The following is a 26482-nucleotide window of genomic DNA, read 5'->3' as shown; positions in this document are numbered from 1 at the left end:
TTTAATTAAATAAGATATTTTTATGGATAAAAATAATCAATTTGTAAAAATGCCAATTATGACAGCCAGCGGTACTGTTTTTGGCTATGAAGTGCTACTACGGGAGTTTAACGGTATCTCCCTAGATACTTTTAATCGATATCCTGAACTCTATACCGAATTTTGTTTTGAGATATTAAGCGTAATATCCTCCCTCGATAATTATCATAAGATTAGACAGAAAGGTGAAAGCCTTTTTATCAACCTAACCCTTGACCAGCTATTATCCGATGGCGCACTTACCTTTCTCAATCAGTTCTATAGATCAGACTCTAAAGTCGATGATGTCATTATAGAGATCACTGAAAATGAGATGCTTTATCAAAACACAGCCATGCTTCAGGAGAGGATCTTGCTCTTTAGGGCACTTGGCTATCAATTTGCAATCGACGATTTTGGTGTTGAACACTCAAACTTTCAACGAGTATTCGATATAAGGCCTGACTTTATTAAGCTAGATAGCAAAATGGTCATCACATATTCAGAGCAAGAACAGCTCAACCCAGCTTTTAAGCACCTTATCGATTTCTGCCACCAAATCAATACTCAGGTTATTGCAGAGGGGATCGAAAGTGAAAAAACTTATAAAAGACTCACTTTAGACAAAGTTGATTATTTTCAAGGCTATCTATTTGGTCAGCCACAACGGCTTGATCTTTAGAAAGTGTAATCTTAAGTAATAACCACTCACCAGCCACACAACTATTGTGTTAACTCACATCAAAAATTCAAAGGAGATGAATATGTCACAAATAAAGCAATGGCCTAGGACTGCGATGGTTGGGTATATCGATACTACAGCAATCGGTTCAATGTCAGCCATTACCAAGGAGCAGATACAAAGCTACAACGTTATTATATTTGGTTTTACAGACGCTAATGGTGAGCTACCACCTCAATTGCAGCGGGCGGTAAAGGAAGTTCGCCAACTTGAAGCTCCAGATACCTTAAACCTTATCTCAGTTGGTGGTGCTGGCGGTACATTGTCACTGACGTCGCAAACGATAACTAATCTATTAAGCGGGCTTAAAAGCGAGCAGCTTGACGGTATTGATCTTGATTTAGAAGATCCAAGCATTGATATCGATACGCTCTCAAGTTTTACAGCCGAACTCAGTCTACAACTAGCCGACAACTACTTGCTCACCATAGCGCCTATTTTAGCTGGAACACCCGATCAACCTACTCTGAATATTCCAGGTGGAGCAAGCCTAAAGCCTCTTTATAGTCAGATTCACTTTGATGCGATATTGGTACAAGCCTATAACTCAGGAACTTACTTTAGCTACCCGCTACCGAGTGACAAAAATGTACTCGTTTCAGAATCTTCAGCAAACATCATCTCAGCGGCCTACAACAGCTTACAAAAAGATGGTGAGATATTAAGTACGAGCAAAATAGTGATAGGTATACCAAGCAACGCAGGGGCTGCGCCCACACAGTCAAACCTGTGGGATACAGTCAATTTTGAGGCGATTCCTGTAGAGGTCCTCTCAAACGTAAAAAGCATTCAACTTGGAGAGTATGGGATTGACTCGACACAGTTTGGTGGGCTAATGAGCTGGAGTCTAAATTGCGATGCTCAGCCCTCATCCTATCCTCCCTATTTTGAAGCCCAAAATGCACCAGCTGGTTACTTTGCGGCTAAAGTCGCAAGCAAAGTGGTCTAGATAATCTTGCAATAAGCAGAACGAACAAATAGCGTAATAGCCTTGCAAGAGGTTATTACTGCTATCTGCTTTTTACTTCATTAATACCACAAGCTTTCTACCTAGATAGATCCCAACAAGCATAGAGAATACAGTGCTCACACCTGCCGGAGAGAAAGATGGCAGAGCGAGCAGAAGCTGAGTATCGTTTCCGCCACTGGCAATCGCCGCCCCCACGCCCATCAACACACCCGCACTTAGATGTTTTATGCACTGACTACAGTTTACTGGCAGTAACTGAAATGTTCGGGCTTTAAGCGCCGCAACAAGCATTCCTGTAACTAAAGCCGCAATTAATATAAAACGCTCAGTTGTGGGCCACAGCCCCTTACCTTCCGACCATACAGATTGGCTAATATCTTTTAACAGTGCACTGGGTGTCCAGTGTTGCTCCGTTAAAAATACGATGCTCGCCATTAAACCAATCAACAACATACTCACCCATACTTTACGGTTGTACGAACTCATAGAAAAGAGTAGAAATAGAATCATCACAGAGAGCAAAGCCAACATGCTGTTGTGCCATATCGGTGAGAGGTTGAATATGACCAAATTGATATTCGGCGCCAATTTAGTAAGCAGTACCCAGCCAGCTAACCAACCTCCTACAGTTAGCAACATCGCCAGATGACCTCGGGCCAACCGGCTAATTGTCGAAACACCACAGCCGTTATTTACAGCCGCACCAAATCCAAAAAGAAAGCCACCAAAAAGCGCCCAAAGTGAAAACTCATAGGAGATAAAGGGAGTTTGAATATCAAAGTAGTAGCCAACAAGAATAGATATCCAGGAAAGAACACCACTAAAGAGTATCGCCAACAGAAACATAGGTTTACCGTCGGCAGCTTGATTCACCCCCCGCACCATACACAAGCCTATTGATTGAGCTAGATAGCCAAGTGCTGCAATAAGTACAATGGAGATAAAAAATAAAGTCATAGAGTGGCATCTTCCCCTAGCTTACTGAACAGAAGTTAGTTAACAAACTAAATCAAAAGACTTAGGTGGATAGAAATACTATATATTTAGAGGTAAATAAAGTGTTAATACCACCTAGGTGGTTAAAGTCTAGAATAATCAGCTAGCCTTTGATGCTTGGTACCAATGAGAATATGTATGATGAAAAGCGCTCAAAGCATAACTGATTAGCGTAATACCTTGAGCGGTAGATTGACCGTGAATATACAATTTTGCTATTACAATTTACTAGGTTCAACTAGTCGGTGAAGAGCTCTTCACTCATGTTAGTCTCTGGTTTTCTTTGTAATGCATAGACTGGCAAACCTAATAAAATAAGTAAGAAAGAGTAAAATACAATTTCCTGCCCTGCTCCCAAAATACAAAACAAACTATACACAAAGGTGCCGATACCAAGGACGATAGCACGGTTTCGCGCAGCCGATGGTTTATCCTGTTTTAAAAAGTAAAACTCAGCAATGGCACACAAGGTGTAAGCCATCAAGGTTGCTAATGTTGCCATCATCACTAAAAAAGTGAAGGCACCGATTAAACCTTTGGTGTAATTCATTACCAATAAAACAGAGACAATAGCGCCCGACACAAGCAAACCAAATACTGGCGTACCATTTTTAGATAAACGTTTAAATTGCTTGGGAAATAGCCCATTTGTTGCGATGGCCATCGGCATCTGTCCACACATTAAGGTATTGGCATTTAACGACCCCAGTGTCGACAGTAAAGCGCCAAGTGTTACCACTAATGCGCCTACTGGTCCCATTAACCGTTCTGCAGCTAGCTTAAATGGCGCAGTTGAGTTTTTCAGTTCATTTGCAGGCACTGTGAGGTTCACCGCTAAACTCACCAATATGTACAAGACTAAGATAGTCAGCACTGAAGCAATAATCGCTCTTGGAATTGTCTTTTCAGGTTTGATCACATTTCCAGCTGGAACAGTAGCGGACTCTATCCCTAAAAATGACCACATCACCAACATAGTCGCTGCAGATATAGCAGCAATTGGCGATAACTCCGTCGGATTGTACTCAGGTAGCATTTCCGGCTGCATATTAACTAAGCCTAAGACTGCAAGTACTAACAAGGGCACGATCTTTAAAATGGTCGTGATCACTTGAAATATGCTGCTGCCCTTAATTGAACGAATATTTAAACCGATAATCAGCCAAACTAAGCCTAAACATGCAATTAACCCAGCTTGATTATGCTCCGCCAGTATCGGCACATAAGATGACAGATAACTGATAAAAGCAATGGCAACACTCGCTACAGCGGTTAAACAGGAGATCCAATAGCACCAGCCGACAATAAATCCGGCCATAGAGCCTAAACCTGAGTCAGCGTAAATATACAAACCACCTGTTTTAGGCATTCTGGTTGCTAACCTTGCGAATGTCAGTGCAATCAGCACAGTACCAGCGCCTGCAACTAGCCAGCTACCCAAGCCTAACATGCCATAAGGGGCTAATAACGTCGGCATCATAAAGATCCCGGAGCCAATAGCGCATCCTACTGCAAGCGCCCAAACGCGCCAAAACCCCATGACTCTGTGATCTTGTGGGTGTGAAGTGATGTTCTGTGTCATAGATGCCCTAGCGTTAAGCCGCTTGTTGAAATAATTCAATAATGGCTTTTAGGTCATCATCATTAATATTTAAGTGAGTGACCAAACGCATCTGCTCCCCAGAAGGCAGCAATATATTGTAATTGGCTTCATGCTCAGCAAGGCGTTGTCTCATCGCTTGGCTAACGCTCACATACAACATGTTGGTGTGGGCCTGACCTAGCGGGATACTAACCCCATCGATTTGCCCCAGCGCACTTGCTAATTCGCTTGCTCGGCGGTGATCATCACTTAAGCGATTTATATTGTTTTGTAAGGCATATAAACCTGCCGCAGCGATAATGCCAGCTTGACGCATACCGCCACCTAACATCTTGCGCCAATGCCTCGCTTCATCGATGAACTCATTTGAGCCAACCAGTAACGAGCCAACAGGGGCGCCTAAGCCTTTTGATAAACAGATTGAAACACTGTCAAAATCAGCGGTTAATGCTGCAGCACTTGTATTACCTGCAACAACGGCATTAAATAATCTAGCACCATCTAAATGCATCCCCAGCTTATGGCGCTGGGCTATTGCGTTAACGGCTTGAGTGTAACCGTCAGGCAACGGGACGCCACCATGAGTATTTTCCAAGCATATCAACTTGGTCCTGGCATAGTGAACGTCCTTAGGCTTAATGGCACTTTCCAGCTCCGATAGGTCCATCGTTGCATCACTTTGCAGGTTTAATGGTTGGGGCTGGATACTCCCTAATACCGCTGCACCGCCGCCTTCATATAGATAGGTGTGTGCGGCGCTGCCAACAATGAACTCATCACCTCGGCCACAATGAGACAGTAGCCCCATCAAATTACTTTGGGTCCCTGAGGGACAAAATACCGCGGCTTGTTTATTGAGTAACTCAGCTGCAAAAGATTCAAGCTGTTTAACGCTAGGGTCTTCACCATAAACATCATCACCCGTTTGAGCTTCGACCATTAAGGTACGCATGACTTGACAGGGCTGGGTGACTGTATCGCTGCGTAAATCGATCACTCCTGCCATGGTGTTTTCCCTCTTAAGGTTAACTTTTTGCTGATGTAATCTTCTCGATTCGTGTAGCCGCCAGCAAGATGACGAAAACCGCTAAAAGCGCTGCGCGCATGTAGAACACGCCAATTATCAAACCAGACAGCTCGCCCTGGTTGCAATTGAAAGCTCACCTGAAATTTTGGGTCATTAATTAAACGTTGAAACAGACCATAAGCATGATAAAAAGCCTTTTGCTCACTTGTACTTAACATAAATGGGCTGCGATCAAAGTTGTTAAAACAAATCTGTTCAAACAGGCCATTAATATCTTCCCGCACAACCTCATGCTGGCCTCTTAATTGAATACCAGGTTCAATATAGTGTGCAGGTACCTTAATTCTTTTTAGCGTCTCATAAGCGGCAGGATCTTCACTCTTAATGGTTTGAGCAACTTTAAAACCATCGGCAAATTGATTAAAAGCCCCTTCTCCATCAAAAGCCAAACAATGCAATAACTGCAAGCCTGGCGGGTCAATTGTATAGGTGCTATCAGTGTGTAGCCCTATGCCAACACTGGTATAGGCACTGTCACTATGAGCGCCGTTATTTGAAAAGTCCCATAAACTGCCAAATACGGTATCTCGGATATACCCGACTTGATTGAGCAACTTTTTAGTCGCTTCCATATTTGACGGCATGCCAGAAAATGTCACTAAACCATACTGCTCCATACTTTCTAATACAGGCAAAAAAGCAGCGTCGTTAGCCGTTACCTGTTCAAAATCAAAATCTGGAACTTGCTCTTGTAACTCGCTTGCCCACAACTGATATGGTGGTTCATCAACTGGCGTACAGGCCATATTAAAAAGGAAATGTGCATCAAACTCGCTGACTCGATCGCCGTCCAACCACTGGATCTGTAGTTGAGCTCCGTTATTAATCACTTGGAACTGTTTTAGCCCTGGAACAGCGGGTAAGGAAAAGGTTTCAACATCTCGTTGTAATGTACTGGGGTTAAGGCTGGACGGATCGGTACTGTGATCTCTTAACCAAAACAGACTGAAGTTTGCTTCATTATTATTAGAAAATTGAATCGAAAGACTTTCACCTACACGCTCACATCGGTGAATAAACATAAAATAGGTCCTTAAGTTATACCAATCAGTATAAAGATGTGATCGCTCAGCGAGAATTTAGCGCTTTTGATGAGTGAGGAACATAGCTGAACTAGGTTTAACGTTACACCGCATCGGATGCGCGAAAACTCTGGGTAGCTCACTTGCTTATACCGATTGATATCTAGACAACAGTTAACACTGCAAATAAATAACAATTAACCACCATATCACCAACAAATTGCAACAATCAAGCCATGTACACGCCCACATACAGTGAAGGTATATAGGTGATCTAGATGCAAGTTGTTTCAACTATGTTAACTTAAGTTGTGATTATCTTGTCACAGTGGCTCTCATCAACACACTCTTCCGTTAGGGGCATCAAATGAGATTTATTCGACCAAAGAGCCATAAACACCGCCCTCTTTTAAAGACGCTTTAAAAGTCTAAAAGACACAAATTGATACAGGATTTTTGTCAAAAAGATTAGAAAGATTAGAAAAACCGCTGATGAGGTTTCACAAAATAGATAGCGTTACCGACAGCCTTGTGTACAGGTAAAGGACGGGCTTTGCCCTGCGAGAACGTTCGCGGGCTCACTGCGAGTAAAAGCAGAGATGAACGTCGCTAGCGACTACAGAACGCTTCGCTAACGGAATAGCCTATGGCTACGGGAACACTACGCTGACGGTCAAAACGTAGAAGATCGGACTCTGTCCTGCGAGGTTATGGGCAAAGAAGAGTCTAAGACGGTACTTCGTACCTGCGAGAGCGTTCGCAAGCTCACTGCGAGGAAAAGCTAAGATGAACGTCGCTAGCGACTACAGCACGCTTCGCTCACTGAATAGCCTGTGGCTACGGGAACGCTTCACTGACGGTAAAAGGCTGAGAAGGACAGGATCCATCCTGCGAGAGCGTTCGCAAGCTCACTTCTAGGGCGCTTCGCTTCGAGGTTAAGAGCTAAGATTAACGGAAAAAGCCACTACAAACGAATTACTCCCACTGCCGTCATCCCGGACTTGTGCCAGGGTCCATTGTTTGCTTTATATTTTGATTTTCTCCAAGACCTCCGTGTTCTCCGTAACGATATCCCTATCTAAGTGCCAGTTCGACCTCGTATTTCTCGTTCGCGAGCTTATAACTACCGTTATGCTCACCCTACGTGGTAAATAGCTTTTCTTTCACGATAAACATCAAAAAAGTTTTACCACGGTGAATGCATAACCCTATTTGATAGCTGAGTTAAGCCGTCGTTAAACTAACTGTCGATGGTATACAAAGTATGCTTATAATGATGAACTACTTAGGCATCGATATTTATGGGATCAAGTGCTGACTAAAGGACTATATTTGTGAGAAAAGTTGTTGTTCTAGGAGGTTACGGGAACTTTGGTAAAAGGATCGTTGAAAACCTTGCTGATATAGATGGGATCACTGTGATGATTGCCGGTCGGAGTTCCGATAAGGCTTTAAGCTTAATTGAAAAACTTAAACCAGGTGCCGCCGCTGATCTCAAGCCTTTGGTGATTGATATATTTTCTCAACACTTTAAAGATCAATTAGCTAAGATTTCACCCTACCTTGTTATTCATACCAGTGGGCCTTTTCAAGCTCAAGATCACCGCGTACCTAAAGCATGTTTAGACTGTGGTGCTCATTATATTGACTTAGCCGATGATCGGCGATTTGTTTGTGATATTTCTGAGTTAAATGCCCAAGCCAAAGAGAGGGAGTTACTGGTTGTTAGCGGCGCTAGCTCAGTACCCGGCTTATCTTCTGCAGTTGTCGACCATTACGAGAAGCAATTTAATCTTATTAACTCAATTGAACTTTCTATTGCTCCAGGAAATAAAGCTGAACGGGGTTTAGCAACTATTGAAGGGATACTGTCTTACACGGGGCATGCAATAAAAGTGTTTAAAGATGGCCGATGGCAAGGTGCCTATGGTTGGATGGATTCAAAGGTAAATGATTTTGGTCTATTTGTGGGAAAGCGGCATTTAGCAAATGTAGATGTACCTGATTTAGAATTGTTCCCTCATCGTTATCGTGTATCTAAACAAGTTAGCTTTCAGGCTGGATTGGAGATACCACTATTGCACCTAACTATGGTGGGGATGGCATATTTAGCAAAAATAGGTTTAGTAACAAACTGGGCACCATTATCTAAAATAATCATGAGTACCAGCAACCTATTTATCTCCCTAGGTAGCGACGAAGGGGCAATGCAAGTTTCCATTAACGGTGTAGACAATAATCAGGGCGCAAAACAGATAAAATGGACTTTATACGCCCCGCAAGGAAATGGCCCCCATATTCCCACACTTTCAACCATTATCTTAGCAAGGAAACTTTTGTGTGAAGAGAAGCTTGATCCCGCACAATTTACTGGAGCCAAGCCATGCCTAGGTTTACTTAAACTCACTGAATTTAACTCATACTTTGATGCATTGAATATCTTTTTTGAAGATAAAACATGCTGAGAAAACCTTAATATGCAAGTCTTGGAGACACAGTGGAATATTACTTAGTCGTTAAATACATTCATATTATTGCCGCGGTAGTTGTCACTGGCACGGGGACAGGCATCGCTTTTTTTATGTTCATGGCTAATCGTTCTAACAACCCGCAAGCGATCTATATTACAACTAAACACGTTATCTTAGGCGACTGGTTTTTTACGACTCCTGCAGTCATTACCCAAATAGTAACTGGGATACTATTAATGAATATGCTTGGGTACTCTTATTCATCAGCCTGGTTTTATTGGGTGTTCGGCTTATTTTCTTTTATTGGATTATGCTGGTTGCCTGTTCTGAAAATCCAATACCAGCTTCGCGAATTGGCAAAAATATCAGTCGAATTAAATCAGGTTACCTCCGAGTTTAAATCGCTCATGAAAATATGGACACTACTAGGCATTCCTGCATTTATTGCTATTTTGGGCATCTTCTGGTTAATGGTTTTTAAGCCATTTCCCGTCACTTAAAACAACTGGTTTAATCTAATGACACAACCTTTGCTGCTAAAAGCCGCTATCTATTCACTCGCCTTTTTATGGATTTTTACGGGGTTAACTTCTCTGTTTTTTTCACCTGAAATTGGTTATCAGATATTAACTGAAGCTAATATCTCTGGTTCCTTTGCCGATGTTGCAATCTATTCTGGCGGTTTTTTAGACATTTTAATTGGTATATGGTTATTGATTCCCTTTAAACGTAAATTGTGCTGCATTGCTCAAGTAACAGTCATAGTCACCTATACCTTACTGCTGACCTTTATCGACATAGGGTTTTGGTTACATCCATTTGGACCAGTAACCAAAAATATTCCTATCGTTGTTTTGATTGGTTATGTCTATCTAAGCTGTCTTAACTCAACGTCTGACAATGAAAACAAGATTAATGGGGTCTAAAATGCCATCGATACAAGTTGCTAGGGTAATCATCTCATTTAGTTGGTTATATCATGGAATATTCCCGAAACTTGTACAGATTGCACCTTTAGAAATGGTGATGACAACTAGTTTAGGACTATCGAACGAACTCTCATACCTAGTGATAAAGCTTACTGGTATTATTGAGATCGCATTTGGGATCCTATTCTTCATTTACTACCGTTCTAAAAGAATCATTTTACTCAATATTATCGCGCTTTCATCGCTACTATGTTTCGTTACCTTCATGCAACCTCATTTGCTAATTGAAGCTTTCAATCCTGTCACCACTAACCTCCCCTTGATTGCCCTTAGCTTTATTTTGCTTAATGAAATTAAAAGAGAGAGTCGCTTACTAGAAAAGTAAAGCTGGATCCCGGAACAAGCCCGGGATGACGGCTAACAAGCTAAGATAGAGATAGAGATAGAGATAGAGATAGATAGAAACGGCTCACTTACCACTGTTAAGTAAGCAAGCTTGTTCTTAAAATTGAGTATAGCCAGCAAGTAACTACAAAAATATATTTCAGGATTTAGCCCTTTCGTCATCTTGGCGAAGGCCGGGAGCTTATAACTACCGTTATGCTCACCCTCTGTGGTGAGTAGCTTTTATCTTGGGTTTAACAATGTAGATCAAAAAAGTTCTACCACGGAGCGCTTCGCTACAGCGAATATGGTGAAGCCATAAGCTTATGAGCGAGAGCCAAGGATTGGCGAACTAGCTATTAAACAAGGATGTTGTTGAGACCACGGAGGTAAAGATTAAGAGTTAGATTAGATCTTTTGATTTTCTCCGAAAATAATATCCATCTTTAACAGCCAGTTCGCTATCCCTAGCTCTCGCTCATACCATATGGTTTCACCATATTCGTCGTGGTGAGTAGCTTTTGTTTTTATGAGAGTAAGAGGTAATCCCCCTACTCTTAACTTTTAACCAACTTTGAGATTTCTATCCTCTACTTTGGCAAAATTGACTAGATGAAAACGAATTATTTATGCAGTGCATTAGACATGGCAACGATATCGGCCATTACAGTCTTTTCGCCTAAGTCTGCTAGAAATGTCAGGTGCTCTAATACTTTCACTTTCTGAAGATTTTCGAGCTTAGGTGCACCACCGATAGCAAGTGCAGGCACAAAACCATACATCTCATCAGCTTCTAATGGACCAAGCTTGGCCATAGCACGTTCGAAAAGTGGGTTTTCATCGAGATCTTTTTTATCCAATGAATCTTTGGACATACTAGCAAAGAATAGTTCGATAGAGCGCTCTTCCCCCCTTTTCTTTAATTTTTCAGTGTTATCCGTTGGGAAAATCATTCCAAAATTTACATTAATATCTATGCTTTGACCCGTTTTCTCCCCCCAAACAATTAACTCTCCAAATGCACTACGAGCAATGACATAGTAGTTATCAGCATTTTCAAAGGGAGTATCGCTTAACCAAGTCATTAATATATCAGCATAATCTGCAGGATTCACAACCCAAATAAGGCCTTCTCCCCAACCGCAAAAACCATATTCTTGCCAATATTCTAATAGGCGATTAGGTAATTTATCTTCAAAGAACTCAAGCTCTTCAGCCGTTGGCTGTTTAGATTTAACAGCTGGACCAAAGCCTGCGAAATTATAAAAGTTATCAAAAAACTTATTCATCTATTTACACCTTTCTATTTACATCTATGCAGGTCGACATTCATCTTAGTATTTGGCCCAGACTCTGCTAGTGCTTTTTCTGCCTCAATGTCCATTAGCGCAACACGACTTGACTTTTCGGTACCCTTAGATTTCCATTGAGAACCTATAGATTGGTTCACACTAGAGTTCCCCAAATCAAATACTTCATCTTTGCCACCAGCAATCATATCAGGGTTATGAAGTGCATTAAGGGTCTTCATCTCTTTCATAGCTAAATTAGTTGCTTTCTCCACGGCTTCTTGTCCGAAATACTCACCACTATCAATAAGATCATTTTTATATTCAGAAATTAATTTATCTCTAAACTTTTCCCTTGCTTCTTTTTGAGCAGCCCCAGTCCCTTTGCGACCAATAGCATTATATGCTTTACGGTTATCAAGGTATTGCTGGACTGTCATATCATTTAGGCCATTTTGTTGGCCTTTTAACTGTCTATCATACTCTTCAGCATCACCTTTTTTGTTCTTTTTGAAGCAAGCTACATTATGTCTGGGTGCGACAACAGGTTTTACCTTCTGAACATCCTTATCTTTCCTTGTTGGTTGCCCTTTGCTCAGCGATAGTTCATTGTCTTTCTTGTAGGGCACAATGTCATGCTGATTATTGATTTTTTTCAGAGATTTAGAAATATCAGCGACGATATTGATCGTGCCTTCTAAAGCTTTACCGCCTTTACGGGCTGTGGTGGCGGCAAATAACATACCTGCTGCAACAGGGCCGCCGACGCCGCCGGCTAAAGTACCTACAGCGGCGCCACCCCCAACAACTGCTGTGTCCATTCCCAACTGGGTTGTTTGGTAGGCGGTTAACTCGGCGACTTGATCTTCTGGTAGTGCTGCAATGATTCGTTTGGGTACACTGGCTAACATTTCGCGACTCGTTGGATCGCTTAGAAGCAGTATGAGAGTTTCCATGGTTTTACGAGCTTCATTGAGCCCTTGGCCACCTCTGTCCTTCCATTGCTGTAATTTAGCCTCGAGTGTATCTATGTTGCCTGTGCTAATGGCCTCTATCAGCATGGTGATATCTATATCGGCGGCATCCATCAATGCACCAAAATCACCTAAGTCGGGGATATATTCAGTAAACCCGTTTGATGCCCCCTCTTTTGTTGCCTTGGCAATTTCCCATGTTTGAGAAAGGTAAGAGAGGTTATCAAAAGCTTCACTTTCGGCATTTAACGCTGCAATCTTGTTGTCGACGGCAAGTTTAAAGGATTCAGTTACCTCAATAAGCTGAGTTTGCTTGGCTTTCTCTTTTGCTGCCAGTAGATGATCAACTACCTGCTTAGCTGTGTCATTGAGTGCTTGATCAAGTTGCTTATATTGGTCTTTTAATGCTAATTCAGCGGCGGCTTTTTCTGCTTCATCACCAAATATAACTTTGGCGGGATAATTAGGTCCGCCTTCGACCATGGCCCAGCCTTGGTCGTTAAGCACACCTTTAATAACAGTTTTCCCAGGATCGCTAAAAATCACACTGTAGGGCACATCGCTGGCGTAGGTTTTTTCGCTGTCATCGTAACAAAGCTGAAGTTCAAGCTTAGGTGGAGCCTTGCCAAAGTTATCGCTAATCAGCGCAGGTTTTGACTCCTCTTTAGCCTCTTTGACTTGAGAAGTATCAGCAATATAGTCAAGCGGTGGTGCAGGATCTAGGTTGCCATTGTTTGGAGCGGCTGCTCCTACACGGCCTGCAGATTGAAAACGATTGGTAAGCTGAGAAACTGTCTGCGCACTAATCCCGCCGGCAAACGCTGAGCTTGCCAGTGGAATCCCTTGCTCCATAGAGAATACAGGAGAGGCTGGTGAATCTCTGAGTACCACATATGTGCCCTGCTCAAGTTCACTTTTGACTCTTTCAGGGCTTCGGCCTGAGGGGGTGATCGATTGCCAGTCGCTATCTGTTAAGACTGACAAGTCGGATTCTATGTGTGTAGCATCCTGAATCATTAGAGAATCAACTGAGGCTAATCGTATCGACATTCTGCGTGACTTCCTGTTACGGCATAATTGAGAACGAGGTATTTGGACCTAAATCTTATGATTTATGGCTTTTGAACTATGGCTTAGAGCAAAAAGCGCACCAACACGGAATTTTCAGTGTTTATCTGTGTTTTGTTTATCTTTATGAAGATGCTGGGCAAGATCTGGCCCAGAGTTGAGCAATAAGTTGCCCAGCGAGCAATAAATGGCCCAGAAGATTTGTGGTTTGCTCCGTGGCCTTCTGTGGTGCATAGCTTTTATCTTGGGTTTGACGGTGAAGATGGAACTCGGTTATCAACTCAGTTTGCTATCGAGTTTATCTAAAATCTGCATTAGTGCTTGGTATTCCTGTTTATCTAACGCCTTGAGAAGACTCTCCTCCCATGCAAGTGCTTTGGGGGCGATGGTTTGATATAGAGCAAAGCCTGCTGTGGTAAGGGTGAGTGTAAAAGCGCGCTTGTCGGCTATATGGACTTGCTTAGTGATGTAGCCCTTGTCGAGCATAAGCTTGACGGCGCGGGAGACGGTGGATTTATCCATCGATGCCAATTCTGTTAACTCTTTGGCGCTAATACCTGTTGATTGCTGTCTAACAGACCCATCACTTTTATCACAAAGTGTCTGCTCGGCTAAGTGGACTAATATTCTCCATTCAGGTGTGGTGAGGTTAAACTCTGACTGGTACACCTCGGCAAAGTTTACACTGACCTTTTGAGCTAAATTGACCAGTCTATAGGGTAAAAACTGGTTTAATGAAATCGAAGTTTGAGCCAGTTTAGCTTGTGACATAGGGATCCCTGAGGTCAATACCAGTAGTTACGGCAATCTCTGCAGATAAGCTTAAAACAGCCAGGTTTACACTCTTGCTGCATTTTTCATCTTTTTCTGCGCTGATTAAACCCATTTCCAATCGACTATTTGCCCCTTTGGGATTGAAACTAGTCTCACGTGAGAGTAAATTGTTTTATCTGCTAATACAAGAATGGACGAATAACGATGGCATTAGATCTCGAGTACATGACAGGCTTCGGCAACGAATTTGAAACAGAGGCCCTTCCCGGCGCACTTCCTAAGGGACAATTTAGTCCTCAAAAGGTAAAGTATGATCTCTATGCCGAGCAGTTTAATGTCACGGCCTTTACCGCTCCGCGTAGTGATAACCGCCGCAACTGGTTTTATCGCATTCGTCCATCAGTGGTTCAAGGTGAGTATGAAGCAATAGACAATGGCCTAGTTCGTACAGCCCCTATCACTGAGGTTATCACTCCACCGACCATGTTACGTTGGGATCCGGTAGCAATCCCTGAAACCAAAACTGATTTTATCGACGGCTTAGTCACTATGGCTGCCAATGGTAGTGCTAATGGTCAAACTGGGATAGGTATTCATATCTACGTTGCCAATAGCTCCATGGAGGGGCGTTATTTTTATAATGCCGACGGCGAGATGTTGTTTGTTCCTCAAGATGGCAAAATAGTGCTACATACTGAATGTGGTAAGTTAGCCATTGAAGCGGGTGAAATAGCGGTTATTCCTCGCGGTATTAAGTTCTCTGTAGAACTGTTAACAGAGACAGCTCGTGGTTATATCTGTGAGAACTACGGCCACTCATATGTATTGGCCGAGCGCGGCCCAGTTGGCGCGAACGGATATGCTAACGACAGAGATTTCCAATACCCAGTTGCAGCTTTTGAGGATAAAGAGGGAGATTTTGAGTTAGTCGCCAAGTTTAATGGCAACCTGTTCAGATGTGATATTGGCCACTCTCCTTTTGATGTGGTGGCTTGGACTGGTAATAGCGCGCCCTATAAATACGATCTTGCACGCTTTAATGTGATCAACACAGTTAGTTTCGATCATCCCGATCCCTCTATTTTCACCGTACTCACCTCACCATCAGGCACGCCTGGTGTAGCTAATATTGATTTTGTTGTCTTCCCACCACGTTGGATGGTGGCAGAGAACACCTTCAGACCGCCTTACTACCACAGAAATATCATGAGTGAGTTTATGGGCTTGATTGAGGGGGTCTATGACGCTAAAGAGCACGGGTTTGTACCTGGCGGTTCTAGTCTTCACAACTGCATGTCTCCTCATGGGCCTGAAGCTGAGGTCTTTGAAAAAGCGTCCAACGCTGAATTGGCGCCACAACGTTATGAAAACACCCTGGCCTTTATGTTTGAGTCACGCTACATCATCTCACCGACGAAGTATGCGCTAGAGGGGACTGAGCGTCAGCCAAACTATTCAGCCTGCTGGAAAGGGATTGAAAAGAAGTTTAAGGGTTAGAGCGGAGAAGATTCTAAGGCGGGCTTCGCTGCTAGGTTAAGAGCTGAGAAAGGCGGGCTTCGCCCTGCTAGGACGGCACTTCGTGCCTGCGAGAGCGTTCGCAGGCTCACTGCGAGGAAAAGCAGAGCATTTCTATTACTGCTTTTTTTGACTGTTTGTATATTATCATTTGCTGTAACTTAATTGGGTAGCTTAGCCAGGTTACTTAGTCTAGTGTCATAGCGCCCACTAAGTTTTTACATCTATATATTTGATAGGAATATCACATCAAAACAACAATTAAAATGGGTTAAATCTGTAGGGGATATAGATTTTCTGACACTTTTCACTGTTTGAGACAAAAATTTTCATCGTAAAGATGTTACAAAAAAACGCTCAACAAAGAACAAGCTACAGGAATAATAATGAACTTATTAAAAATAAGTCGTAAATATCATCGATACTTGATGCTCTTTCTCGGTGTTCAATTCGTGATCTGGACGGTATCTGGTGCTTATATGGTGATCATTGATATTGACTATATCCATGGCGATACCCTTGTTCATAACCATCAAACAAAAATCGCTCCTGACGATGTTCATTACTCCTTAGCCCAGTTAACCCAAGCCTATCCAAAAGCTGAGCAGCTTGAGCTCGGCATGTTAATCGATAAACCGGTTTATCGTTTCAAACAAGGCGATCAACTACATATGTTAAATGCTAGCACGGGAGCCATGCTCTCTCCGCTACCTAAAGAGTCGGCACTAGCGATTGCACAACATGAATATACAGGCATGGGCAATATCGCGCTCATTGAACTTATCACAGAAAATCCTCCTTTTGAGTTAAGTGGTCGTCATCTTCCTGCGTGGCGTGTTAATTATGATGATTTTGGCAGCCCTTCACTCTATATCTCTGCACTTAGTGGCAAAGTCGTGACAAAACGCCACGAGTTTTGGCGTACTTTTGATCTAATGTTTAGCCTGCATGTGATGGATTATGAGGAGGAAGATCCCAGTAACTGGTTACTATTTTGGTTTGTCTGCTTTGCCCTACTTGCTAGTTTATTCGGATTGATACTCACCTATTACCAAGTTTTTAAAAATGACACAGTAAAACCGACGGCTCAAGTCTCCTCAAGTCACAACGAGGGAGTGAGTTCATGAATAGCAGTGTAATGGGGAAGATAAAGTTCCTGCACAAGTGGTTATCATTATTGGTTGGTATTCAGCTTCTCCTCTGGATTGGCACAGGGCTCTACTTCAACCTGATGGACAGTCAAAAGGCACGTGGTACGCAATATTTAGCCAAATCGGCAGCCGTGATCGCAGGTGGCACAGAGAAGCCAGCCCAGATAGAGCCTGCAACACTATTAAACAGCTTTAAGCCTGCTGTATCCTTATCGCAAGTGTCGCTTCTTGATAAACCTTACTATTTGCTAACCCATGATAAAGCGCTCTATCCCTACTTTATCAACCACTATTCATTGGTGGATGCTATAACGGGAAAACAGGTATTTATTGATAAAACGATGGCAAAAGCATTGGCCGTTAACTCCTATAACGGCCCCGGCATCATCACCTCAACCACTCAGGTATCACCTCCGTTTGATGACAGATTAAAAGAGAAGAACACCCTCTGGCGTGTCAATTTTGATGATGAGATAAATACCAGCGTCTATATCGATGCGGGCTCTGGCCGCATAATCGGCCACAGTAATGATGATAAGCGTATCGTCGATATCGCCTTTATGCTCCACTTTATGGATTACGCTAATGAGGGCAGTTTTAATAATGTGCAGATTATTGTATTTGCCATCTTCACCCTGTTTTTCGCTTTTACAGGTTTTATCTGGACCATAGAACTGGGGCTAAATGGGCAATATTCGCTAACCCAGTTACTGCCAAAGTGTTTAATCAAAAAGCAGAACAACACGATTCAGGTCATCGACATTGACGGCCAGCAATTACGCCATGTTTCAATTCCTGCCCATGAAAACTTGCTCGACGGTTTGATACACCAGAATATCGCACTGCCTTCAAGTTGTGGCGGTGGTGGAAGTTGTGGACGTTGCCGAGTAAAACTCAAACCCGAGGCTAAAGTTACCGCTTGTGACAATCAGCAATTTACTCAAGATGAGCTGGCTTTAGGTTATCGGCTGGCTTGTCAGCACACAAGTGATGAGATTGACAGCTTAAGTCTGCTTTATATCACACAAGCCGAAAAGCATCAGCTAGAGCTGATTAGCAGTGAGTTTATCAGCCCTTTTATCAAAGAGCTCAGATTTAAAACCGTTTCAGGTAAACCTATCACGTTTAAAGCTGGCGCCTTTATGCGCTTCTTTATTCCTGCAGCTAGCAGTCACAGCTTACCAGTAGCGCTACCAGAGTCTTTGAGCGCACATTGGAAAGAGATAGAGAGTCATCAATTTACCCATGACTCCTGCAGTCGTAACTATTCACTGGCAAACAGCGATAACGCTTTGCCTAACGCTGAAAAAGAGCTGCATTTCACCATTAAACTACAGCAGGCACCAAAATTTGCGACCTCACAGGTTATTAATCCAGGTGTTGGCTCCCACTACATCTGTAATTTACAGCCTGGAGACAGGGTTGAAGCCGCAGGACCATTTGAGGAGTTCTCGGCTCAGCCAATAAGCGAAAGAAGCATGGTGATGATAGGTGCAGGCTCTGGTATGGCGCCATTAAAATCATTAATTGAGGAGCAGATTGTTAAGCTTAAAAGTACCCGCCCTATTCATCTCTTCTTTGGCGCGCGTAATGAAGCAGATCTTATCTATCAGCAGAGGTTCACGGCACTGGCCCTTGAGCATACACACTTTTTCTATTACCCAGTATTATCAAGACCCACTCGTTTATTCAATGGCAGTGAACCTGCCAGCAGCAGTATTACAAACCATGATGGTGCTGACCAATCAAGAGATAATTCGGCACCTACACAAGGCTATGTTCAAGACAGATTAGCGGCTCAATTAGATGAGATATCCAAACAAGCTGATGGACTGGCTAATGTTGAGTTTTACCTCTGCGGCCCAGCATCAATGATGACAACCACTATTGAACAACTCAAAGCCCGTGGGGTAAAAGAGAGCGCGATCGCATTTGACTCATTTGTTTAAAAGAAGGTCGGGCTTTGCCCTGCGAGGTTAAGAGCTAAGGCGAACGTGGTAAAACGACTACAGAACGCTACGCTAACGGAATAGCCTCTGGCTACAGGAGCGCTCCGCTCACGGTCAGAAGCTGAGAAGGTCGGACTCTGTCCTGCTAGGACGTTCGCAGGCTCACTGCTAGAAGCTAGGTTAAGAGCTAGAGCCACTACAAACGAATTATTCCCACTGCCGTCATGCCGGGCTTGTTCCGGGATCCATTCTTTTCTCTATATTTTGATTTTCTCTGAGATCTCTGTAACGATATCCCTATCTAAGTGCCAGTTCGACCTCGTATCTCTCGTTCGCGAGCTTATAACTACCGCTATGATCACCCTCTGTGGTGGATAGTTTTTGTCTTGGGTTTAACGGTGAAGATCAAAAGAGGTTTTACCACGGAGTTAGACAGGGAGATGTTTTATGCCAGGCGGCTGGTGGAGTATGACCAACCAGTGCAGAACTCCCAACCTCGTTCTCGACAAACAAATCCCGCTTGATAGCGGTTGAAAGTGAGCTGTTGACTTGCTGTAGAGACAACAAATTGATTGTTGGCCTGGAGATAAGAAGCTGAAGATACAATAGCCAAAATCATACCGAATACTAAGGTTAACACTATGGCTAACACAACTGCTTTTTGATGATATTTAATCAGTGCTATCATGGCGTGTTCCTTTGAAACAAGCAGATCAGTATTGATAAAAAAATGACCTGCTATCTATTCAATATAGGGAAAGCTTTATCAATACGCAAAGCTTTATCGGTGCTAGTCTATCAATCAAGCATAAATCTTATCCAATTGCTGAATAAACACATCAATATTTAGAGGCTTTTGCATAAAGAACACATCGGGATACTCTTCACTGAAAGGGATCTCTGATTTCTCGTTCGCTGAAAGAATAAAGTAGTGAGTTGTTTTTATCCTCTCTTGAGTAGCCCCATCAGTTTGCAGCTCCATCAGTTCATCAATAAGCGCTAAACCATTAGTCTCTTCGAGGCGATAATCCATCAAGACAATTTCTGGCGTTGTATTCTTGATATGCTCGATAGTCGATGCAGCATCACGGCGAGTTGTCACACTGAAACCCTGCTTCTCCAACATAGACCTACACACCTCTAAATTGAACAGGTTGTCATCAACCAGTAATATAGGCTTTAGTTGATAAAGAGCACTGCTACGTTCTAGCTCCTGTGCCCTCTCCCCCATACTTGAAGAAGTAAGGTTGGCTAAGGCAGGCACTTGGTCTGCTTTCGCTGCTTTACCCCCAATGACACCATCGAGCATCGAGGCTTTTATATCCGAACTCATATACTCGAAAGGAAAGCGAATTATCACTAAGGTTCCCTGCCCTTTACGACTACGTATGGCAATTTTTCCTCCGACTTTCTCAATCACCTGCTTACAGGTGTAGAGGCCAATTCCAATGCCGGACTGTTGTGCTGCACTGTTAGGGAAACCAGCTGTAAAAGGTCGAGATAGCGCTTCCATTGAGGCTTTAGACATCCCTTTACCAAAATCCCTAATAGCCACTCTTAAAAAGGGAGAGTTTTGGTAGCGTTTAAGCGCAATGTGGCAGTTAACTTGCTTACCAGTGCTGTATTTAAACGCGTTGTTGATGATGTTAGTGATCAACTGATAAAGCTTGGTACTGTCAATAGCGATGCTTGGTGGAAGTGGCTTATCAATGAAGAGATTAAGCTTTTTATCTCCAGTCTCACTAAATGCAATATAGTACTCTTTAATATTATTAATAAACTGTGCTAGATCTGTTGCTTGGTTTTCTAACATTAACTTGTCTGCACTTGCCTTACTAAAATTTAGCGTGTTTTCAGCGACACTATGTAATAAGTTCGCCGACCAGATAATCTTATTGATCGTCATATCACCTTGAGGAGCACAGCAGTCAGCGTTTTTAAGCATATGGCTATAACCCAACACTGCGTTGATGGGCGTACGGATCTCGTGATTTATCGCTGATAATACGGCCACTTTCGAATCTGTCTCGATTCTCATCTTATAGAGCATATTTCGCTGCTCTACTTTAAGATACAAAAGAATTGAAAAGCCAACTCCAGTCACGGAAAAGAGAAAAATGATCAACAGTATCTCGTTGATCTCATCTATTGGAGCTGAATACCAGGTTGTTAAGGTGAAATCTTCGCCGCCGAACTCCGAGCCATGATATTGCTCCTCACTTTGATAATAAAACAGTGTTCGTTGGATATCTGAAAGCTGCATTTGGCAATAATGGTTACTAAGTAGTTTACCTGTAACCATAAAAGCGATGCAGATATCCTCCTCACTATTTAGCCTCTCCAATACTTGCCCGTGGGATATGATGTACACCATATAACGTTGCTTGGCCTGGTCGATCGGCATCAGAAAAGAGGAGTACCCAGCCAGCTCAAAGGTTAACTCATCCTTACCGTTAACAGTAAACCTGCCTTGTTTAATCTCATCCTCAAACTCAGGATTGGATATAAAAGCCAGCTTGTTATCCTCCCCGATAGTAAATGCAATCGCAGACTTTATCTTAAGGAGTTCATGAGTAAATTCGGTAAACTCCTTTTTAGTGACCAGCATAGAAGCACTGAAGAAGGAGTGAATTGATCTGGTTATGATCTTGTGCTGCATCAACATATCATGGGCAGACATGGCCGATGCTGCTGACTTTTCATCATGGAACTCAGCGAACTCTCTTTGAGAGTGGCTCCAAAACAACCAATCGATACAAAAGGTAACCGTCAGACCGACGATAAGATAACAAATAGAGTAAGGCTTAAACTTCATCTAGAACAACCACAATTTGATTTTGTAAAACCTGAACAATTAACATAAGTTCAAACTTGCTATCTGGATAGCAAAAAATAGTCTCAATTTGTATCACAAGGTAACAGCAAATTCCCTTAAGTCTATGGCTTAGCCCTGCTATCGCTTCTTTATCAGCCGAATTTACACAAGTGACCGCTTCATTGAGCAAAATTACCTCACCCTGTAGAATTTTTAACAACCTTTTCCTATCATTTTCAGCATGATGTTGGGCTTGGCAATTAACCTAAATAGTAGGTTTGCTCTATCTTTTAATGGGACTCGGTGAGGTAAAAGAGCAGTTTTGTGGTGGGGCGTCATTGTTCTAATCAAAAAATCAATGAATAGATCAATTGCAAAAATTTAGGAGTGCCTCTGTTGACTGCTGAGCACTAACTTAGAAAAAGCAGTACTTAACCCCCTTCAGTAGTTGGAGGCATAAACTGACTAGGTAACTAATTACCTCTAACAACAGGGGTTAAGTATCAAAAAGTGCCCTCTTACTCACTGTCAAGCGAGGTCAAAAAAGCTTCTCTTAACTTAGTTAACGGAGTCAAATCGTGCGTACTTTTACGACTACGGCTAAAGATAGATGATTCGATAAAAAGTTCGAACCATCTATTTAAAGATGCCGCATTATCAGGCTCTCCAGCAGCCCCTAGTGCAAGAGCAGCCACCTCTGCGGTACCGAGCTGAAAGTCACGGCTACCTTTACGTAATCCATACTTGGCAACTGTATCTGGAGTAAAGGAGAGCATTGGAAGGTGATGTAGATAGGGGCTCTTACGAAACATCCTTATTGCTTCTCGCCAGCTACCATCGAGTAAAATAAACAGGGGTTTCTTGCCCCTTGGCAAACTTGACGGCTCGACCTTAGAGAGTACCTGCTGCTCTTCATTCGCGTATTCGCCAGGAAAGATGATAAAAGGCTGATAATTGGGATCTTCAATCAGAGCCATCATTTTACGATTAGCATAGGTGCGTGACCAAATGTAGGCGTGAGTATCTGGGATGAGATCCGCAATAAGCCTTCCACTATTACTCGGCTTTAATACTTCATCATCGTACATTATCAATAAAAAGGCGTTATTTGAAACTAGCTGTCGACGAGATTCACAAGTGCAATACACTTTTGCTAGTAAACAAAGTTCACATCGAACAAGATTTTTCCCACGTGCACCATAGGGTCTAGAGGATATAGCTTTTCGATATTGATAAAGTTTGTGGATTGCGTGTAGTTCGACACTCATACTATTTACTTCTGTAGCTACTTTGCCATTAAAATATTTGATAGCGTTAATTTATCGATTTTAACAGGCATGTTGAGTTGGGGTAAAGCTTGCTTTAGGGGATATGTAACTCACGGCATCAAAAAATATCAAAATAAACTGAAATTGAGCCATTGATTAAATTTGTCGCTCAAGGTAATGAAACATGAGATCTTCGTCAAAAAAATATGTTACCACCTAGATTATAACTCAACATCTACAATACATATCGTAAGTATAGATTTACGCTGTTTACACCCTTAAAAAACTTATCAAAAGATAGACAATAATTTCATTTAAATAAGCAGCTTAAAATTTGTAATTGCAATTTATATGAGTATGATGCGCGCTTCTTACATAACCTCATATTTTATAGTTTCGGAGACGACATGAGCGACTTACAGAAGAAGTCGAACCTTAGCGCACAACACCAAGGCTTCTCTTCACTCATATTTCTAATCGTTATCATAGTGGCATGCGGACAGATGGCTCAAACCATCTTTGTACCTGCATTGCCCGACATTGCAAACAGCTTCAGCATTGACGCGGGTCAGCTGCAAGCAATTATGGCATGTTACCTACTCTCTTATGGCTTATTACAGTTTATCTATGGCCCAGCGTCAGACAGACTTGGACGTAAGCCTGTACTAATATTTGGGATCACGCTCTTTGTTATAGGTGCGTTTATTGCGAGTATTGCAAACAGTTATCAGCTTTTAATCGCCGCTACGCTCTTGCAGGGCGCGGGTACAGCGAGTGCTGGTGCGCTATGTCGCAGTATTCCAAGGGATCACTACTTTGGTGAGCCACTGGTCAAATTCAACAGCTTTGTGTCTATGGCCGTGGTGTTTTCACCGCTTATTGCCCCGTTTGCAGGCAGCTTAATGACCCACTATTTTGGCTGGCAGTCGGTATATAGCTTTTTAGCGCTATTTGGTCTTTTTGTACTGCTATTGATCATCACAAGGTTTAAAGAATCCCTTCCTGCTGATCAGCGCAAGCCTGAACCTGTTACACACTCTTATCGCTTTGTATTGGCTAACAGGAAATTTAAAAACTACCTTGTGTGCCTGGTTGCCACCTTTGCAGGCATTGCAGCCTTTGAAGCTGTTGCTGGAGTACTCTATGGCCAAGTGCTGCAACTCTCGCCATTTTGGGTAAGCTGCTACTTTGTCGCGCCTATTCCTGGTTACCTTGCTGGTGCTTATTATGCGGGTAAGTTAAGTGACAATAGTAAAGGCATGTATCACAGTGTTGCCCTACTTGGCGCTGGTGCACTATTTTTGTTGATCCCTGGGTTATCAAACCTAGTAATAGGTTGGAGCCTACTTGTTGGCTCTGTTCTCTTTTTTACTGGTGCGGGGATCCTGTTTCCAGTATTAACCTCTGCCGCATTGGAACCTTTCCCAAGGCATGCTGGTGTTGCTGGTGCGCTACTTGGTGGCTTACAGAACTTTGGTGCGGGCATTGCCGCGCTAATGATGTCTTTGGTCCCCATGCACGGACAGTTCAGTGTCGGCGCTCTGTGCGCTGTCATGGTGGTCTTGGTTGTACTGGCATTAAACGCTGCCAAGTCCGGCACGGATCTGGATAAAACCGATGTTGCAGTGTTATAAAAGCGAAGAAGGACGGGCTTTGCCCTGCGAGAGCGTTCGCAAGCTTACTGCGAGGAAAAGCAGAGGTGAACCTCGCGAGCGACTACAGCACGCTTCGCTCACTGAATAGCCTATGGCTACGGGAACGCTTCACTGACGGTAAAAGAAAGAGCAAACACATGCAAAATGGAGCATTTGCCACTGCCGTCATCCCGGACTTGTTCCGGGATCCACTCTTTTGGCTTTTCTCCGTGATCTCTGTAACGATATCCCTTTCTAAGTGCCAGTTCGACCTCGTATCTCTCGTTCGCGAGCTTATAACTACCGTTATGCTCACCCTCTGTGGTGGATAGCTTTTGTCTCTGCACTACGATTAACATCAAGAGATATACATAACGATTATCGCTAACCATCCATGGGCAACTCTTTAAAAAATAAAAATCTATAAATGTTCCAGACATAAAAAAGCGAGGATAATCCTCGCATTTTTTCAATAATTGACTTGGAATTGATACCAAGCAGACTAGAGAATTCGTCTTAACAGGAAGTCCGCTTTTAAACGGCGAATACGCGTCATTATTTTACGTACAGGTGCTGGATAACTATTTAAAGTATCAATCTGACTATAGTGATATAGACGATCTGTGTGCTGCAGAATATGACTCTGTTCAGTCTCAAACTGCTCCTGCCAACAGCCAGTTTCATCATGAAGCAGTAAACCGTTTTCAAGATCTAACGACCAAGCTCTCGGGTTTAAGTTACTGCCGGTGAGCAGATGACGCCTGCTGTCAGCACTCATCCCTTTGAGGTGATAGCTGTTGATCCCATCTTTCCACAGATGAATATTCAGTTGGCCATTTTCAATCGCCCACTGCTGTCTCTTAGCAAATTTACGCAGTGATTGCTCATACATATAGGGCAAAGCCCCAATGGTCGAGAAATCTTCCTCAGGGGGAATATAGAAGTCGTTAGCGGTTTTATCTCCGACAACGATATCAATACGCTTACCATCACGAAGGTGTTTCGCAAGTGCTCTGGCTAAGATATAGGGTGGATTAAAATAGGGAGTACAGATAAACAGAGACTCTTTAGATTGTGCCACGAGATCGACAACTAACTTATTAAGCTTGTTTTTCTTACGTCCAAGCCCCACAACAGGGGTGATACGGTTGCCGATACGCGTCTGTTCAAACTCGTAATGCGCTTTACTCAAACGAGTCTTAAGGCTACGGATATCGATTTTATCAGGAAGCTGCTCGCAGTCTTTTTTCTGAGTCAATGAACAAACAGCCACATCTTCGACCAAGTATGTTTGCACCATCTGACGCATAGAGCGCGCAAGCTCTGCTGACTCGATAACATGGTAACGATCAAAACGGTATTTTTCATTCTGATGTAGGTAGATATTATTTAGGCTAGCACCACTGTAGATAACAGTGTCATCGATAACAAAGCCTTTTAGGTGTAGTACGCCCATAAATTCACGAGACTTCACTGGCACGCCTAAGATCTCGATTGGGTGTTCGGCTTCAGCAATCACCTTACGGTACATAAGGTAGTTTCCACTGTCACCTTTGTGACCAATGAGTCCACGACGAGCGCGATGAAAATCGACTAAGACTTTAACATCTAATGCCGGGTTTTCAGCTTTTGCTTTCATCAAGGCGGATAAAATCTCACGCCCCGCTTCATCATCTTCTAAATAGAGTGCTGAAATATAGATAGCCTGTTTGGCTTTAGCTATCGATGTCAGCAACTCAGCCTTTAGGCATTTAGGGGTTAACAACCATCTTATTGACTCAGGTTGTAGCGGTATTCCACCAAGCTTATCCAGCAAGGCCATC

Annotated in this window: 21 protein-coding genes; 10 read left to right on the top strand and 11 right to left on the bottom strand. The window is 42.8% G+C overall.

Features of this window, described 5'->3' with window-relative positions:
* Nucleotides 1-22: 22 nt before the first annotated feature.
* Together SWOO_RS12030 and SWOO_RS12025 are read left to right on the top strand one after the other, a co-directional pair.
* Entirely contained in the window at nucleotides 23-700 is a 678-nt protein-coding gene (locus tag SWOO_RS12030; protein WP_012324970.1) for an EAL domain-containing protein, read from the top strand.
* 82 nt (nucleotides 701-782) lie between these two features.
* Nucleotides 783-1709, top strand: coding sequence for a glycosyl hydrolase family 18 protein (locus tag SWOO_RS12025; RefSeq protein ID WP_012324969.1), 927 nt, complete (start codon nucleotides 783-785; stop codon nucleotides 1707-1709).
* Nucleotides 1710-1781: 72 nt separating this feature from the next.
* Here SWOO_RS12025 and SWOO_RS12020 read toward each other — a convergent pair whose 3' ends face one another.
* The 4 genes from SWOO_RS12020 to SWOO_RS12005 all read right to left on the bottom strand — a co-directional run bounded on the left by SWOO_RS12020 (nucleotide 1782) and on the right by SWOO_RS12005 (nucleotide 6438).
* Nucleotides 1782-2687: a YeeE/YedE thiosulfate transporter family protein gene (locus tag SWOO_RS12020; protein ID WP_012324968.1), complete on the bottom strand. Its 906-nt coding sequence runs from the start codon at nucleotides 2685-2687 to the stop codon at nucleotides 1782-1784.
* Nucleotides 2688-2964: 277 nt separating this feature from the next.
* Nucleotides 2965-4308, bottom strand: a complete 1344-nt coding sequence (locus SWOO_RS12015; protein ID WP_012324967.1) for an APC family permease — start codon at nucleotides 4306-4308, stop codon at nucleotides 2965-2967.
* A 13-nt stretch (nucleotides 4309-4321) separates the two neighbouring features.
* Entirely contained in the window at nucleotides 4322-5335 is a 1014-nt protein-coding gene (gene ltaE / locus SWOO_RS12010; protein WP_012324966.1) for a low-specificity L-threonine aldolase, read from the bottom strand.
* Nucleotides 5323-6438, bottom strand: coding sequence for a TauD/TfdA family dioxygenase (locus SWOO_RS12005; RefSeq protein ID WP_012324965.1), 1116 nt, complete (start codon nucleotides 6436-6438; stop codon nucleotides 5323-5325). The genes ltaE and SWOO_RS12005 overlap by 13 nt, the downstream gene beginning before the upstream one ends.
* 1334 nt (nucleotides 6439-7772) lie before the next feature.
* Here SWOO_RS12005 and SWOO_RS12000 point away from each other — a divergent pair.
* From SWOO_RS12000 to SWOO_RS11985, 4 genes are read left to right on the top strand one after another with little or no spacing between them, the layout of a single operon-like run.
* Nucleotides 7773-8903, top strand: coding sequence for a saccharopine dehydrogenase family protein (locus SWOO_RS12000; protein WP_012324964.1), 1131 nt, complete (start codon nucleotides 7773-7775; stop codon nucleotides 8901-8903).
* 32 nt (nucleotides 8904-8935) lie between these two features.
* Complete coding sequence (locus tag SWOO_RS11995) at nucleotides 8936-9409, top strand: DUF2269 family protein (protein WP_012324963.1); 474 nt, start codon at nucleotides 8936-8938, stop codon at nucleotides 9407-9409.
* A gap of 18 nt (nucleotides 9410-9427) precedes the next feature.
* Nucleotides 9428-9835 (top strand): DoxX-like family protein, encoded by a 408-nt coding sequence (locus SWOO_RS11990; protein ID WP_012324962.1) that lies wholly within the window; start codon nucleotides 9428-9430, stop codon nucleotides 9833-9835.
* A gap of 1 nt (nucleotide 9836) precedes the next feature.
* On the top strand, nucleotides 9837-10223 hold the full coding sequence (locus tag SWOO_RS11985) for a DoxX-like family protein (protein ID WP_012324961.1): 387 nt from the start codon (nucleotides 9837-9839) through the stop codon (nucleotides 10221-10223).
* A 622-nt stretch (nucleotides 10224-10845) separates the two neighbouring features.
* Here SWOO_RS11985 and SWOO_RS11980 read toward each other — a convergent pair.
* The 3 genes from SWOO_RS11980 to SWOO_RS11970 form a co-directional block, all read right to left on the bottom strand.
* Nucleotides 10846-11511 carry a GAD-like domain-containing protein gene (locus tag SWOO_RS11980; RefSeq protein ID WP_012324960.1) on the bottom strand — a complete coding sequence of 222 codons (666 nt, stop codon included), beginning with the start codon at nucleotides 11509-11511 and terminating at the stop codon, nucleotides 10846-10848.
* 14 nt (nucleotides 11512-11525) lie between these two features.
* On the bottom strand, nucleotides 11526-13469 hold the full coding sequence (locus SWOO_RS26265) for a polymorphic toxin type 15 domain-containing protein (RefSeq protein ID WP_229377348.1): 1944 nt from the start codon (nucleotides 13467-13469) through the stop codon (nucleotides 11526-11528).
* A 360-nt stretch (nucleotides 13470-13829) separates the two neighbouring features.
* Complete coding sequence (locus SWOO_RS11970; protein WP_012324958.1) at nucleotides 13830-14324, bottom strand: MarR family winged helix-turn-helix transcriptional regulator; 495 nt, start codon at nucleotides 14322-14324, stop codon at nucleotides 13830-13832.
* Between the two features lie 207 nt (nucleotides 14325-14531).
* Here SWOO_RS11970 and hmgA point away from each other — a divergent pair, with 207 nt between their 5' ends.
* The 3 genes from hmgA (at nucleotide 14532) to SWOO_RS11955 (ending at nucleotide 18942) form a co-directional block, all read left to right on the top strand.
* Nucleotides 14532-15824: a homogentisate 1,2-dioxygenase gene (gene hmgA / locus SWOO_RS11965; RefSeq protein WP_012324957.1), complete on the top strand. Its 1293-nt coding sequence runs from the start codon at nucleotides 14532-14534 to the stop codon at nucleotides 15822-15824.
* Nucleotides 15825-16228: 404 nt separating this feature from the next.
* Nucleotides 16229-16969: a hypothetical protein gene (locus SWOO_RS11960; protein ID WP_012324956.1), complete on the top strand. Its 741-nt coding sequence runs from the start codon at nucleotides 16229-16231 to the stop codon at nucleotides 16967-16969.
* Entirely contained in the window at nucleotides 16966-18942 is a 1977-nt protein-coding gene (locus SWOO_RS11955) for a 2Fe-2S iron-sulfur cluster-binding protein (RefSeq protein WP_012324955.1), read from the top strand. Before SWOO_RS11960 ends, SWOO_RS11955 begins: the two co-directional genes overlap by 4 nt.
* A gap of 445 nt (nucleotides 18943-19387) precedes the next feature.
* Here SWOO_RS11955 and SWOO_RS11950 read toward each other — a convergent pair whose 3' ends face one another.
* The 3 genes from SWOO_RS11950 to SWOO_RS11935 all read right to left on the bottom strand — a co-directional run bounded on the left by SWOO_RS11950 (nucleotide 19388) and on the right by SWOO_RS11935 (nucleotide 23025).
* Nucleotides 19388-19630 carry a hypothetical protein gene (locus SWOO_RS11950; RefSeq protein WP_012324954.1) on the bottom strand — a complete coding sequence of 81 codons (243 nt, stop codon included), beginning with the start codon at nucleotides 19628-19630 and terminating at the stop codon, nucleotides 19388-19390.
* A gap of 114 nt (nucleotides 19631-19744) precedes the next feature.
* Nucleotides 19745-21757, bottom strand: a complete 2013-nt coding sequence (locus SWOO_RS11945; protein WP_012324953.1) for a hybrid sensor histidine kinase/response regulator — start codon at nucleotides 21755-21757, stop codon at nucleotides 19745-19747.
* A 518-nt stretch (nucleotides 21758-22275) separates the two neighbouring features.
* Nucleotides 22276-23025: a tRNA-uridine aminocarboxypropyltransferase gene (locus tag SWOO_RS11935; protein ID WP_012324951.1), complete on the bottom strand. Its 750-nt coding sequence runs from the start codon at nucleotides 23023-23025 to the stop codon at nucleotides 22276-22278.
* Nucleotides 23026-23432: 407 nt separating this feature from the next.
* Between SWOO_RS11935 and emrD the strand changes: the two genes are divergently transcribed.
* Complete coding sequence (gene emrD, locus SWOO_RS11930) at nucleotides 23433-24659, top strand: multidrug efflux MFS transporter EmrD (protein ID WP_012324950.1); 1227 nt, start codon at nucleotides 23433-23435, stop codon at nucleotides 24657-24659.
* A gap of 502 nt (nucleotides 24660-25161) precedes the next feature.
* Here the strand turns inward: emrD and pssA are convergent.
* Complete coding sequence (pssA, locus tag SWOO_RS11920) at nucleotides 25162-26475, bottom strand: CDP-diacylglycerol--serine O-phosphatidyltransferase (protein WP_012324948.1); 1314 nt, start codon at nucleotides 26473-26475, stop codon at nucleotides 25162-25164.
* Nucleotides 26476-26482 lie beyond the last annotated feature (7 nt).

Origin of the sequence: Shewanella woodyi ATCC 51908, from assembly GCF_000019525.1 — a bacterium.
GTDB lineage: Bacteria > Pseudomonadota > Gammaproteobacteria > Enterobacterales > Shewanellaceae > Shewanella > Shewanella woodyi.
The sequence above is the reverse complement of the archived record's forward strand: the minus strand, read 5'-3'. Positions and strand labels throughout refer to the sequence as shown.

Excerpts from the sequence above, each read along its gene's own strand:
- SWOO_RS11935 (WP_012324951.1), bottom strand. The coding sequence starts at position 23,025 with ATGAGTGTCGAACTACACGCAATCCACAAACTTTATCAATATCGAAAA.
- SWOO_RS12015 (WP_012324967.1), bottom strand. The coding sequence starts at position 4,308 with ATGACACAGAACATCACTTCACACCCACAAGATCACAGAGTCATGGGG.
- SWOO_RS11960 (WP_012324956.1), top strand. The coding sequence starts at position 16,229 with ATGAACTTATTAAAAATAAGTCGTAAATATCATCGATACTTGATGCTC.
- SWOO_RS11955 (WP_012324955.1), top strand. The coding sequence starts at position 16,966 with ATGAATAGCAGTGTAATGGGGAAGATAAAGTTCCTGCACAAGTGGTTA.
- hmgA (WP_012324957.1), top strand. The coding sequence starts at position 14,532 with ATGGCATTAGATCTCGAGTACATGACAGGCTTCGGCAACGAATTTGAA.
- SWOO_RS11970 (WP_012324958.1), bottom strand. The coding sequence starts at position 14,324 with ATGTCACAAGCTAAACTGGCTCAAACTTCGATTTCATTAAACCAGTTT.
- SWOO_RS11985 (WP_012324961.1), top strand. The coding sequence starts at position 9,837 with ATGCCATCGATACAAGTTGCTAGGGTAATCATCTCATTTAGTTGGTTA.
- emrD (WP_012324950.1), top strand. The coding sequence starts at position 23,433 with ATGAGCGACTTACAGAAGAAGTCGAACCTTAGCGCACAACACCAAGGC.
- SWOO_RS11990 (WP_012324962.1), top strand. The coding sequence starts at position 9,428 with ATGACACAACCTTTGCTGCTAAAAGCCGCTATCTATTCACTCGCCTTT.
- ltaE (WP_012324966.1), bottom strand. The coding sequence starts at position 5,335 with ATGGCAGGAGTGATCGATTTACGCAGCGATACAGTCACCCAGCCCTGT.
- SWOO_RS12005 (WP_012324965.1), bottom strand. The coding sequence starts at position 6,438 with ATGTTTATTCACCGATGTGAGCGTGTAGGTGAAAGTCTTTCGATTCAA.
- SWOO_RS12025 (WP_012324969.1), top strand. The coding sequence starts at position 783 with ATGTCACAAATAAAGCAATGGCCTAGGACTGCGATGGTTGGGTATATC.
- SWOO_RS11950 (WP_012324954.1), bottom strand. The coding sequence starts at position 19,630 with ATGATAGCACTGATTAAATATCATCAAAAAGCAGTTGTGTTAGCCATA.
- SWOO_RS12030 (WP_012324970.1), top strand. The coding sequence starts at position 23 with ATGGATAAAAATAATCAATTTGTAAAAATGCCAATTATGACAGCCAGC.
- SWOO_RS12020 (WP_012324968.1), bottom strand. The coding sequence starts at position 2,687 with ATGACTTTATTTTTTATCTCCATTGTACTTATTGCAGCACTTGGCTAT.
- SWOO_RS11980 (WP_012324960.1), bottom strand. The coding sequence starts at position 11,511 with ATGAATAAGTTTTTTGATAACTTTTATAATTTCGCAGGCTTTGGTCCA.
- SWOO_RS11945 (WP_012324953.1), bottom strand. The coding sequence starts at position 21,757 with ATGAAGTTTAAGCCTTACTCTATTTGTTATCTTATCGTCGGTCTGACG.